This is a genomic window from Corallococcus silvisoli (assembly GCF_009909145.1).
GTDB lineage: Bacteria > Myxococcota > Myxococcia > Myxococcales > Myxococcaceae > Corallococcus > Corallococcus silvisoli.
Map to the genome: position 1 here is coordinate 65,795 of NZ_JAAAPJ010000012.1, position 12,009 is coordinate 77,803.

At 70.3% G+C, this 12,009-nt stretch carries 11 protein-coding genes; 5 read left to right on the forward strand and 6 right to left on the reverse strand.

Annotated elements, in window-relative coordinates:
• Positions 1–107: 107 nt before the first annotated feature.
• Together GTY96_RS23670 and GTY96_RS23675 are read right to left on the reverse strand one after the other, a co-directional pair.
• The gene (locus GTY96_RS23670) at positions 108–344 is read right to left on the reverse strand and encodes a hypothetical protein (RefSeq protein WP_161665897.1); all 237 of its coding nucleotides are present in this window, start codon (positions 342–344) and stop codon (positions 108–110) included.
• A complete protein-coding gene (locus tag GTY96_RS23675; RefSeq protein ID WP_143905010.1) occupies positions 274–906 on the reverse strand; it encodes a hypothetical protein in 633 nt (210 codons plus the stop codon). The genes GTY96_RS23670 and GTY96_RS23675 overlap by 71 nt, the downstream gene beginning before the upstream one ends.
• Before the next feature lie 451 nt (positions 907–1,357).
• Here GTY96_RS23675 and GTY96_RS23680 point away from each other — a divergent pair, with 451 nt between their 5' ends.
• On the forward strand, positions 1,358–1,867 hold the full coding sequence (locus tag GTY96_RS23680; protein WP_161665898.1) for an SRPBCC family protein: 510 nt from the start codon (positions 1,358–1,360) through the stop codon (positions 1,865–1,867).
• A 4-nt stretch (positions 1,868–1,871) separates the two neighbouring features.
• On the opposite strand, the gene GTY96_RS23685 is transcribed toward GTY96_RS23680, so the two are convergent.
• Positions 1,872–2,279: a hypothetical protein gene (locus GTY96_RS23685; protein WP_201756330.1), complete on the reverse strand. Its 408-nt coding sequence runs from the start codon at positions 2,277–2,279 to the stop codon at positions 1,872–1,874.
• Positions 2,280–2,506: 227 nt separating this feature from the next.
• Here GTY96_RS23685 and GTY96_RS23690 point away from each other — a divergent pair, with 227 nt between their 5' ends.
• Together GTY96_RS23690 and GTY96_RS23695 are read left to right on the forward strand one after the other, a co-directional pair.
• Entirely contained in the window at positions 2,507–3,334 is an 828-nt protein-coding gene (locus GTY96_RS23690; protein ID WP_143905012.1) for a PPK2 family polyphosphate kinase, read from the forward strand.
• A gap of 186 nt (positions 3,335–3,520) precedes the next feature.
• Positions 3,521–4,522: a fatty acid desaturase family protein gene (locus GTY96_RS23695; protein ID WP_143905013.1), complete on the forward strand. Its 1,002-nt coding sequence runs from the start codon at positions 3,521–3,523 to the stop codon at positions 4,520–4,522.
• Positions 4,523–4,596: 74 nt separating this feature from the next.
• Here GTY96_RS23695 and GTY96_RS23700 read toward each other — a convergent pair whose 3' ends face one another.
• A complete protein-coding gene (locus GTY96_RS23700) occupies positions 4,597–5,163 on the reverse strand; it encodes a ferritin-like domain-containing protein (RefSeq protein WP_143905014.1) in 567 nt (188 codons plus the stop codon).
• Between the two features lie 218 nt (positions 5,164–5,381).
• On the opposite strand from GTY96_RS23700, the gene GTY96_RS23705 reads away from it, so the two are divergent.
• Positions 5,382–7,805 (forward strand): helicase-related protein, encoded by a 2,424-nt coding sequence (locus tag GTY96_RS23705; RefSeq protein WP_161665899.1) that lies wholly within the window; start codon positions 5,382–5,384, stop codon positions 7,803–7,805.
• Between the two features lie 94 nt (positions 7,806–7,899).
• The gene (locus GTY96_RS23710) at positions 7,900–9,618 is read left to right on the forward strand and encodes a B12-binding domain-containing radical SAM protein (RefSeq protein ID WP_143905016.1); all 1,719 of its coding nucleotides are present in this window, start codon (positions 7,900–7,902) and stop codon (positions 9,616–9,618) included.
• A gap of 13 nt (positions 9,619–9,631) precedes the next feature.
• On the opposite strand, the gene GTY96_RS23715 is transcribed toward GTY96_RS23710, so the two are convergent.
• Both GTY96_RS23715 and GTY96_RS23720 read right to left on the reverse strand, forming a co-directional pair.
• On the reverse strand, positions 9,632–10,873 hold the full coding sequence (locus GTY96_RS23715) for a dipeptidase (RefSeq protein WP_161665900.1): 1,242 nt from the start codon (positions 10,871–10,873) through the stop codon (positions 9,632–9,634).
• Positions 10,874–10,949: 76 nt separating this feature from the next.
• Positions 10,950–11,903, reverse strand: a complete 954-nt coding sequence (locus GTY96_RS23720; protein WP_201756331.1) for a DUF6600 domain-containing protein — start codon at positions 11,901–11,903, stop codon at positions 10,950–10,952.
• Positions 11,904–12,009 lie beyond the last annotated feature (106 nt).

Sequence of the window (12,009 nt, forward strand, 5' to 3'; positions counted from 1 at the left end):
GCATCCACTTGCATCGGCGCACGAACCCTCTGGCGTCGGCATGGGACGAAGGACCCGGGAAAGCGGGGAAGCCATCCTCGGGGTGTGCCCAATCCCAGACAGCAGGCCTACCCGATGACGGGCGGCGGTCCGGGCGTGTCGGGGTCGTGGGCGGGGGGATCCTGGATGCCTGGCTCCACCTCCGGGTCCTGCCGGGGCGGCGGAGGTTCCCTGCGCCGGGGCTCGCCCGGCGGTGGTTCCTTCTCCGGCGCGGGCGGGTGGGGCGGCTCGATTTCAGGCGTGGGCTTCGGATCCGGCTCCTTCACCGGCTTCGCGGGCGGATCCGTCTGAGGGTTCGTCGGCATGGACCTCCACACTGTGCATGCCGCTCCTCCACGGAATCGGAGCTGTCTCTCCAGTGTCGGCCGGTGAGCGCTTCACGACAGCGGCGGCGCCGTCCGAGGCCCGCGCCTTGGCCCAGACCTCCACCACGGGCTCGATGCGCGGCGTGAGCTGGAGCATGGAGCTGGGGAAGCAGCGCGACGGCAGCTGCGCGAAGAGCCACCGCACGTGGTCGGCCTCCCATTCATTGGCCACGGCGACGTGGGGCCTGACGATGAGGTCGGTGAAGTGCGGCGCGTGCTCCGAGCTCCCCCGCACCAGCCGGGCCGTCGCGCAGCTCTGGTAGAAGAGCACGTCCACCCCCGCCTCCCGGGCTCCGTCCAGGAAGGCGTGCAGCGTGCGTCCCTCCACCGCGCCCACCAGCAGGGCCTCCGGATCCCAGCGGCCGTCCACCGGCCCTCCAACCCCATCCCCCAGGGGGCGCCCAATCGGCACGGGTGGCGCCCGGTCGCTCGTCAGCACGGCGCCCCGTTCTCCCTGCCAGAACAGGCGCGTTTCATACTCGGTGATGGAAGCGGAAGTCATAAGGCATCTCCTCCGGGCAGGGCATGCGCCATGCGCATTCAACACCCATGCCCCGGCAATGCTTCGCATCCCGCCGGGCATCGCCCTGAAGGACGAGTCCTCCCAGGTAGGCCTGTGATCGCAGGACCACACGTGCCCTGGCCCGCGATGCGGCGCCGGACGGACAGCCCTTTTGGACAATTTCGCCCCAGGGCTCCTTGCTTCACATCCAGTCACTCTTTGTCTGACAAGGGGGGCGGCATGGATGCGATGCGATGGGGCGCCTGGCGGGGGAGTCTTTCCAAGAGGGGACAGAAGGTTCGGACCGCCAGCGGCGCTCGGGAGTGCACGGCCTGACGCGGTTGCCCGCGCGAGGGACACGCCCTGCGCCTGGAGGCCCGCCCGCGAGTGGATGGGCGCGTCCGGGAGGCGTGGCCACCGTCAGCACGGAGCACCCATTGGATCCATGTCCATGCACGAACGACGTGAGGCACCCATGGCCGAGGCCTACGCAAGTCAACTCATCCAGGCACCCGCGGATGTCGTCTGGGACCGAGTGGGAGGTTTTGACAGCCTTCCCCGCTGGCATCCGGGCATCGTCTCCAGCGAGCGGGTCGCGCGTCCTGGCCCCGGTCCAGGGCCCCTGCGCCGGATCACCACGCGCGACGGCTCGGTGTTCCTGGAGGCGCGGCTGGAGCACGACTCGCACGCGCGCAGCTACGCCTACGCGATGCTGGAGGGCCCGCTGCCGGTGCGCGGCTACCAGGCGAAGCTGCGGGTGACGCCGGTGACGGCGACCGGGCAGACCTTCGTGGAGTGGTCCGCCACGTTCGACATGGCGCCCGGCCACGAGGGCGAGGAGGCGGCGCTGGCCCAGTGGATCCGCGACGAGGTCTTCGCCCGCGGCCTCATGGGCCTCGCGCACACCTTCCTGCCGCCCCCGCAGCGGACGCAGGCGGCGGAGCGGGACTTGCGGCGCTGAAGGCTCACAGCCGCATCAGGAAGCGGATCAGGTCCTGCTGCTGCGTGGGCGTGAGGGATTCAGGAGGCCCGCCCGGCGCTTCGGGCGGGTGCGGCGGAAGGCCCACGGAGGGGAGGCCGGGAAGGATGAAGCGGCTGTAGGTATCCACCACGTCCATGAGCGTGGCGTGGCTGTTGTCATGGAAGTACGGCGCGGCCCGGGCGATGCCTCGCAGCGACGGGACGTCGAAGGCCTCGAACTCCGCCGGGTCGCCGCTGATCAGCGCGCGGCCGGGGTCCGTGGAATGCCACTGGGCCGCGAGCGAGGGGCCGGTGATGGGCGCGCCGTTCTCGTCCAGCGCGGGTCCGTCCTCGGTTGCATCAACGAGGGTGGCGGTGTCGGTGCAGCCCGCGAGGCCGGCGGCGAGCGCCATGGCCCCCGGCGCGCGCGACGAGGCGATTCGCTGTCATGTGTTCCCCTCCCAGAAGACGCAGCCGCAAGGGAACACCACGCACCCTCCGGCGTGTCACCGTGGGGAGGCGCCCGCGGGCGGGGGTGGAATGGTACGGCGTGGACGTTTCGCCGCCATCGTGGACGGGGAGGGTGTGAATCCGCCTTCGCTCCGGGCACGATCCGCCTCCTTCTGGAATGAAGGGGACCATGGACATCATCCGCGACGAAAAGCAGGGCGCGAAGGTGAAGCTGGAGCGCATCTCCACGCTGCCTCCCAAGAAGGCGGACCGCGAAAAGGCGAAGGCGGAGTTCGACGCGCTGGGCGAGGAGCTGTTCGACCTTCAGGACCTTCTCTGGGGTGCGAGGATGAACTCCGTGCTCATCGTCCTGCAGGGGCGCGACACCGCGGGCAAGGACGGCACCATCAAGCACGTGGTGGGCAGCCTCAACCCGCGCGGCGTGAGCGTCACGTCCTTTGGCGTGCCCACCCCCGAGGAGCTGGAGCACGACTTCCTCTGGCGCGTCCACCGCGAGACCCCTCGCCAGGGCGAGTTCTCCATCTTCAATCGCTCTCATTACGAGGACGTGCTCGTGGCGCGCGTGAAGTCGCTCGTGCCCAAGCCGCTCTGGAAGGCGCGCTACCAGCACATCCGCGACTTCGAGACGCTGCTCACCGAGCACGGCACCATCATCCTCAAGTTCTTCCTCCACATCAGCCGCAAGGAACAGGAGCAGCGGCTGATCGCGCGTGAGCAGGAGCCGCGCAAGGCGTGGAAGATCTCCACGAGCGACTGGGAGGATCGCGCGCACTGGGTGAATTACACGCACGCCTATGAGGACGTCTTCGCCCGGACGTCCACCGAGCAGGCGCCGTGGCACCTGGTCCCCTCGGATGCCAAGTGGTACCGCAACCTCGTCGTGGCTCGCACCGTGGCGGAGGCCCTGCGCCCCTACCGCGAGCGCTGGCAGGCCCAACTGGATGAGGTCGGCCGGCGGAAGAAGGCCGAGCTCAAGGCCTGGCGCAAGAAGGGCTGACGCGCGACCTCCGGGAGGATTCCGGACACTCGCGGTGCTCCCCGGCTCCACGCGTCATCCATGACGCGCGGAGCCCATGCGCGCGCAATCCACGCCGCTGACCCGCCCATGACATGGGGATGGGACAACGCTGGCGGTCATCCTTCCCGGTGTGTCGCCGGGCGGTCACCGCCGGAGCCCTGTCGCATGGAACGAGCCGCGCCGCCGTCGAGCAAGGACCTCATTGCCCGCACGCGCCCCTTCGCCAATCAGGACGCCGCGCGCTCGCTCTGGGCCCTGCTGTCCACCTACGCGGCGCTCGCGGGGGCCGTGGCGGTGGCGGCCGCCGCGCCCTGGTGGCCGCTGCGCATCGTGGGGGGCTTCATCGAAGCGCTGGTGCTCATCCGTTGCTTCATCCTCTTCCACGACGCGATGCACGGCGCGCTCCTGCCGAAGTCCCGGTGGGCCAAGGCGCTCTTCCAGGTGCAGGGGATCCTGACGCTCACGCCCGCGCGCATCTGGAATGACACGCACAACCACCACCACGCCAACACGGCGCGCATCGCCGCGGACTCCGCGGGCACCTTCGTCACCTGGACCACGGAGCAGTGGCGCGGCGCCACGGGCTGGCAGCGGCTGGGCTACGTGGTGGAGCGCCACCCGGTGACGCTGCTGTTCGGCTACGTCACCGCGTTCCTCATCAGCCTGTGCCTGGTGCCCTTCGTGAAGAACCCGAAGCGCTACTGGACCTCCGGGCTCGCCCTGGGCCTGCACGTGGCGCTGTCCGTGGCCGTCTGGCACTTCCTCGGCCTGGGGGTCTACCTCTGCGCCTTCGTGGGCCCGCTGTTCGTCGCGTACGCGCTGGGCACGTACCTGTTCTACGCGCAGCACAACTTCGACGACGTGGCCATCCTGCCGGAGCCCTCCTGGAACCACGCGGACGCCGCGCTGGAGGCCAGCAGCTACATGCGCTTCGGGCCGGTGATGGAGTGGTTCACGGGCAACATCGGCTACCACCACGTGCACCACCTCAACCCGCGCATCCCGTTCTACCGGCTGCCGGAGGCGATGGCGGCCATCCCGGAGCTGCAGGGGCCGCACCTCACCACACTCACGGTGAAGGACATCGTGGGCTGCCTGCGGCTGAACCTGTGGGACGCGTCGCGCGGTCGGATGGTGCGCTACCGCGACGCGGCGATCCCGGGCTGAGGACCGCCGCCTGAGGAACCACGGCCCGGCGGGCCCGTTCGGGGCCGGCCCGACGAACCCACCGGGCCGGGGTCTCAATTCTCCAGCATGGGCCTGCCCTGGTGGGCCACCAGCAGGTCATGCATGTCGTTGGCGTGCTCCTCCTCCTTGGTGAGGATGTCCTCCAGGAGCCGCCGCGTGGTGGGGTCGTGGTCCGCGAAGTAGCGGATCATGTCGCGGTAGGTCTCGATGGCGATGCGCTCCGCCACCAGGTTCTCGCGGATCATGTCCACCAGGTTCTGGCCCTCGACGTACTGGCTGGCGCTGCGGGACAGCAGCCCCTCGGGGTTGAAGTTCGGCCGTCCCCCCAGCTGATTGATGCGCTCCGCGAGCCGCAGCGCGTGGTCCTGCTCCTCGCGCGCGTGCTGGCCGAACTCCTCCTTCACCGCATCGCTGTTGATGCCCACCGCGGAGATGTAGTGGTGCGTGTAGCGCAGCACGCAGACCACCTCGGTCGCGAGCGCGTCGTTGAGCAGCTTGAGGGTCGTCTGCACGTTGCCCTCGTAGTTCTCCGTGTGGGCGCCTTCCTCCAGGTGCTCGCGAGCGCGGCGGCGGATCTCCTGGATGTCGCTGACGAAGGGCTGCGGATGCGGGTCGGCCATGGCGTTGCCTCCTGGCGGATGCGTGTCTGGAAATTGGGGTGTTCCCCGCGCGTCCGGCCATCCCACCTGCCCCCGCGTGCCGGGCGCCCCGTGCCCGTCCGTCCCACCCCGGGGCGCGAGGCGCCTGCTCCCCCGGTGAGGGGTGGCACGACGATGTCCAGCGAACGTCCCCCGCGGCCTTCGGGGCGGAGGGCGGTGTTCGGAGTTAGGCTTCGCCCATGAATTCGAGCCCATCCGGCCGGCCGTCCGCAGTCGTGGCGGAGCTGGGGCCCACGAACACGGGGAAGACCTACCGTGCCATCGAGCGGATGCTCGAGCACGAGACGGGCATCATCGGGTTGCCGCTGCGCCTGCTCGCCCGCGAGGTCTACGACCGGGTGACCGCGAAGGTGGGCGAGGGCCGGGTCGCGCTGATGACGGGGGAGGAGAAGCGCATCCCGCCCCGGCCCGACTATTGGATCTGCACGGTGGAGGCGATGCCGACGGACCGACAGGTCGACTTCCTCGCCGTGGATGAGATCCAGCTCGCCGCGCACCGTGAGCGCGGCCATGTCTTCACCGACCGTCTGCTCCACGCGCGCGGGCTCAAGGAGACGTGGTTCCTGGGCGCGGACACGATGCGGCCCATGGTCCAGGCGCTCATCCCGCATGTGTCGCTGAAGCGCGCCACGCGGCTGTCTCAGCTGCGCTATGCCGGGCGCCGCTCGCTGAAGAGCCTGCCGCCGCGCTCGGCCGTGGTCGCGTTCTCCGCGGACCGCGTGTACGAGCTGGCCGAGGCGCTGCGTCGCCTCCGGGGCGGCGTGGCCGTGGTGCTGGGCGCGCTGTCCCCCCGGACGCGCAACGCCCAGGTGGCGATGTATCAGGCCGGCGAGGTCCAGTACCTGGTGGCCACGGATGCCATTGGGATGGGGTTGAACCTGGACCTCAACCACGTCGCCTTCGCGACGCTCTCCAAGTACGACGGCGCGGAGCAGCGGGACCTCTTCCCGGATGAGCTGGCGCAGATCGCGGGCCGCGCGGGGCGTCACCTGAACGACGGCAGCTTTGGCGCGCTGAACACGCTGCCGGAGCTGCCGCCGCGAATGGTGTCAGCCATCGAGTCACACCGGTTTCCAGCGGTGCGCAGCCTCATCTGGCGCAACTCGGCGCTCGACTTCGCCAGCCCGGAGGCGCTGCTGGACTCCCTGTCGCGAGCGCCGCGCCACCATGGCTTCGTCCGGGTGGAGCGCGCGGACGACTTCGACGCGCTCAAGGGCCTCTCGCTCGTCCCGGCCATCCGGGACCTCACCCACGACCGGGCCTCGGTCGAACTGCTGTGGCAGGTCTGTCAGATTCCGGACTTCCGCAAGGGGCTCTTCGGTCAGCACGTCGCGCTGCTGCGGGAGACCTTCCTGCAACTCACCGCGGGAGACGGGCGGTTGGATCCGCTCTGGTTGGGCAGACAGGTGTCGCCGCTGGATGACGCCTCTGGAGACATCCACACCCTGATGGACCGGTTGGCGGCCATCCGCATCTGGACCTACATCAGCCATCGTCCGGGCTGGTTGCATGACGCGGAGGAGTGGCAGGAGCGCACCCGGCGCATCGAGGACGCGTTGGGGGACGCCCTCCATGAGCGGCTGGTGGAGCGCTTCGTCCAACAGGCCGCGCGCAGGAGCGCACGCCGCTTCGTGAGGACGCCCGCGAGGCCGCAGGTCGGCTCGGACAGTCCCTTCGCGAAGCTCGGGCTGTTGCTGGCGGAGGTGCCGGGTGCGGAGGGTGGGGCGCTGACGGAGGAGCAGTTCGTCCAGCGGGTGGTGGACGCGACGCACGACGCCTTCGAGGTGGACGCGGCGGGACGCATCTCCTTCGAGAGCCAGCCGCTGGCCCGCCTGGTGCGAGGCAAGGATCGCCGCTCACCGCAGCTCGCGCTGGCGGAGCCGGAGGTCTGGACGGGCGGCGCGCGGCAGCGGCTGGAGCGCAGGCTGGTGGCGCTGGCGAGGGATCTCGTGACGGAGGCCATGGGAGGCTTTCCCGCCGAAGCCCTCACCGGAGCGGGCCAGTCCGCGGTGACGCGGGGCCTCGCCTATCGGTTGGCGGAGGGGCTGGGGGTGATTGCCCAGGGCGAGGCGCGCGAGCAGTGGAGGCTCCTGGATGCGGAGTCCCAAGAGCGCCTGAGGACCTTGGGTGTCCGTGAGGGACAGCGCTTCCTCTGGGTCGCCGACGCGCTCGCGCCACAGGCGATGGAGCGCCGTTGCATGCTGACAGCGCTGTTCCAACAGGGGCCCCCACCGCAAGGCATCCCGCGAGAGCCGGTGGTGGACGTAGCGGCGCTGGGCGGCAGGAACGCCCGGGCGTTCGGCTACGAGCTGATGGGCCCGGTGGCGCTGCGGATCGACATCGTGGAGCGGCTGGGGGAGTCGCTGCGTCACCCGCAGGGCGCCCAGCAGGCGCGGGCGCTCATGCAACAACTGCGGTTGGAGGGGGGCGCGCGGGCCCAGGTCCTACGCTCGCTGGGAGGCCCGGCCGCGGGCGCGGTGTCGAAGAAGCGGCGACGGCGGCGAGGCAAGACTCCCTCGGCGGCGTCTTCCCATGGACCCCAGCCGCACCCGGGCCCTCGGCGGAGCGGCGCGGGGGAAGGGGGCGCTCAGGGGGAGGGCTGAGCGCCCGGGCGGCGGGGCGCGCACCATTCCGCGCCCGCCTCCCTTGGGATCGCCTACGCTGACGGCCGTCTTCCGAAAGGCCGGTGTTCGTCTCATGGGTGGTGGTCGCGTCCTCTCGCCAGTTCTCCTCGTCGGCGCCGGAACGGGCGAAGCCACGTGCGGCATCCTCTACCTGGCCAGCTACCTGCGCCGCGGTGGGGTCGAGGCCTTCGTGCGGCTGTACGATGGGGATGAGACGGACGCCGAGGTGATGCGCTCCTTCGAGAGCCTGGTCGCCCGCGTGCGGCCGAAGCTGGTGGGGATCAGCCTCAAGTGGTTCCACCACGTGGACCGCGCGCTGTTGATCGCGCGGACGCTGCGGAAGATCGACCCGGCGATCCGCATCGTCGTGGGAGGGAACTCCGCGTCGTACTGGTGGCGGGAGCTGAACGCCTACGACTGCATCGACCACATCGTGCTGGGCGACGGCGAGCTGCCGCTGCTGGCGATCTGCAACGGTGACCCGTCGCCGCCCAACTGCGTGACCCGGGATCCGGACGGACGTCCCCGCAGGTTGCCGCTGGCCTACGTGCAGCGCGCCACCAACACGGAGGACATCTACTACTCCCACTTCAACGAGCTCTTCCTGAGCCAGATGGACCTGAACTCCTTCTCGGGGTGGGTCGCGCCCGGCAAGGGCTGTGGCGAGAACTGCCTCTACTGCGGAGGGGCCCGGGGCAACCAGAAGGCCGCGTTCGGCCGCGCGAAGCCGTTCCTGCGCTCCGAGGAGAGCGTGCGCCGGGACCACCAGGAGATCGCCGGACGGACCTGGCAGATGCGCTACGACTTCGCGGGGAGCACCGCGGAGTTCCTGGGCAGCACCTGGGCCGGGGTGGACCTGTCGCGGCACTGCTGCACGTACTTCCTGTGGGGCGTGCCCCGCGTGGAGCTCGTCGAGGCGCTGTCCCGGACGTTCCAGCGCATCTACATGGTCATCGACATCGGCTGCTTCTCCGAACAGCAGCGCCTGGAGCAGATGGGCCGAGGGCTGCTCAAGCCCTGCGCGAAGGACCGGGAGCTGCTGGACGTCATCGACGCCTGTCGCCGCCATGCGAACGTGGAGATCGAAATCTCCGGCATCGGAGGCCTCCCGTTCGCGAGCAAGGCGACGCTGGAGGAGGAGCTTCGGCTCGTGGAGCGGATCATCGGGCTCGACTGCGTGGTGGGCTACCAACGGCTCGAAGCTCAGCCCGGGGCGCTCGTCACCGAGCACCCCGCGCGGTTCGACATGGTGAGCGAAGCGAAGACGTTCACGGAGTTCCTGGACTACTTCGAGCGCCGCGAGCCGGGGGACGTGTCGGTGCCGATGATCCGCTTCAAGGACGCACAGCTTGAAGCGGCGGTGCAGCGCACCTCCGACCGGGTGGACGCGCTGGCCTGGAAGCACCGCGACGCGAGGAAGCAGCTGGCCATCACGGGACGCACGCGGCTGCGGAACACCGCGCCCTCGACGCAGCGGTTCACGCTGGGGGACTGGCTGGGCAGCCACCGGGCGCCCGCGAAGGTGGCGGGGGAGCCCGTGACGGTCCTGCGCTCGGTGGACGGCATCACCCTGAGCTGCGCTCCGTCGGTGAGCCCGCGAAGGTTCTCGGATCCGACGCTCACGCAGGGCGAGGATGGCGCCGTCCTCCTCGCGGCCCTGGCCGCCTTCGACCGGCCGACGACCGTCGCCAGCGCGGTGTCACACCTGGGCTCCAAGGCGCGGCTCGATCCAGACTCCGCGCGCGACGTGATCGACCACCTGGTGGACGGACGCTTCCTCCAGCCGGCGTGAGCGGAAGGCCGCCTCAGTGGGCGAACGCCTCCACCTGCCGCCACACCCGGAAGACATTGCCCGAGGCGATCTTCTCGATGTCCGCCTCGCTGTACCCGCGCTCCAGCAGGACGCGGAACAGGTTCGGGTACTGTGAGACGTCCTTGAGTCCGGTGGGCAGGGACGGGCCCACGCCATCGAAGTCGGAGCCGAGCCCCACGTGCTCGATGCCGACCAGCTTCACGACGTGGTCGATGTGGTCGGCCACGTCCTCCACCCGAGCCAGGGGGGACGGGTGCTCGCGGAGATAGGCGTCGATGAAGGTCTGGAGCTCCGGGCTGCCCTTCGACAGGCCACGCTCCTGGGCGTAGGCCTCCAGCGCGGTGGAGAGCCGCGCGTCGTAGGCATGGACCTCCGGGATGAGGAACCGGGAGCCGAAGTTGATCATCACCACGCCCCCCTTGGCGGCCACCGCGCGGATGAGCTCATCGGGGATATTTCGCGAGTAGCCGGGCGTGAAGTGACGACAGGAGGTGTGCGAGGCGATGACCGGCACCTGGCTCGCCTCCACCGCCTGCCGGAGGGTGTCGTCGGAGAGGTGCGCGACGTCCACCATGATGCCCACGCGGTTCATCTCCGCGACGACCTGTCGCCCGAACGGGCTGAGCCCGTTCCAGGTGCCCTTGCCCTGGCTGGCCGCGGCATCGCCGAGGAGGTTGTCCTGAAAATGCGTGAGGGTGATGTAGCGCACGCCGCGTTGCTGGAAGTGGCGGACGTTCTCCAGCCGGTCCTCGATGGCGGCGCCGTTCTCGATGCCCAGCGCGAAGGACACCTTCCCCGCCTGGGCGTTGCGCTGGGCCTGCTCCACGGAGTGGGCCATGGCGAACTTCTCCGGGGCCCCGCGCGCGACCCGCTCCATCATGTCGATGAGCGAGTCCGCGAGCGCCTTGGCCCCGCCCGACTTCTGGAGCTCCGAGGGGATGTAGATGGACATGAAGGCCACGTCGAGCCCGCCCTCCACGGCGCGCGGATGGTCGAAGTCGCCCCCCGAGGTGCGCTGAGAGATGTCCTCGGTCGGCGTCCCGTCGGGCCCCAGCGTTTCATGGAGGCGGTAGGGCACGTCGATGTGGCCGTCCGCGATGAGGAGTCGCTTCGCGAGCAAGCGGCTGCGCTCGTCGAGGTCCAGGTTCGCGGGTGGGACCTGGGCGTTGGTTCCGTGAGTGCAGGCCGGCGATGCGAGCAGGATGAGGCTGAGGAGCGCCAGGGTCGGTCTCATGTGACGTCACTCATACAGCGGAACGGGCGCGCCGGGTATCAGCGCGCCCGTCCCCTGAAATCATGAGACGTCGACGTCAATGACCGTGGTGTGAACCGCCGCCGGAGTGCCCGCCTTCAGGATGCCCGCCTTCAGGATGCCCGCCTTCGGGATGAGACGGGGCCTCGTGCGGTGGGGCGGGCTCATGGGTTTCATGGGGCTCCGCGGGTTCAGTCCTCGGAGCGACCGGTTCATGCGGCTCGGCCGGCACGGTTGAGGGGCGGGCCGCTGGCTCCTCGCGCGGCGCGGCGGGCGCGCGCTGAGGCGCGGGCGCCACGGGCCGCGCAGGCGCCACGGGCCGCGCAGGCGCCACGGGTCGTGCAGGCGCCACGGGAGTTCCGGTGCGAGCGCGCGGCGGGTGCGCCGTGGGCGGCGTCATCGGCCTCGCTTGCGGCACGGGATGACCCGTCACGCGTGCGACCTGCTGCGGCTCGGGGCCTCGGTTCCAGTGGCCATTGCGAGCCGCCACGCGCTCACCCACTGGCTGCGTCTGCCGATACACCTGGGGGACCCGGTTGGGAGGAAGGCGATGGCGCCACACGTCGGGTCGCACGAAGTCGCCCGCGCTCACGAAGGTCCACCCCAGGCCGATGCCGATGCCGGCGCCCAAGCCAATGCCCACGCTGATGCCAGGAGGCCCCAGGGGCTGCCAGCCGACGAAGCCGCCGCCCCACCGCCAGTCCACCCAGGCGGGGGCCCACTCGGTGTCAGGCCACCACACCCAGCCCACGTTCGGCGAGATGAACCACCGGCCGTAGTGGAAGGGCGCCCAGCCCCAGTTCCATTGGCTCTCGAACGTCCATCCCCAATCGCTGGAGACCCACTGGCCTCCGGTGGAGTAGGGAACGAAGTCCGGGCCGACGATGTCGGGGTTGGGGCGCCAGACCCAGCCGGCGTCCGGCACGTTGATCCACGTACCGTAGGGAGACAGCGTCTCCCGGAAGTCAGCGATGGAGGAGGTTTGGCCCAGGGGGGCGGCCGTCGAAGTCACTTGCGGCCCGTATTCCTCGGGACCCATTGCGCAGCTGGTGGCTGACAGGAAGGCGATGGCGGTCACGCCGCCGATTCGAAGCCAGCGCGCCCGGGTGTTCCAGGGG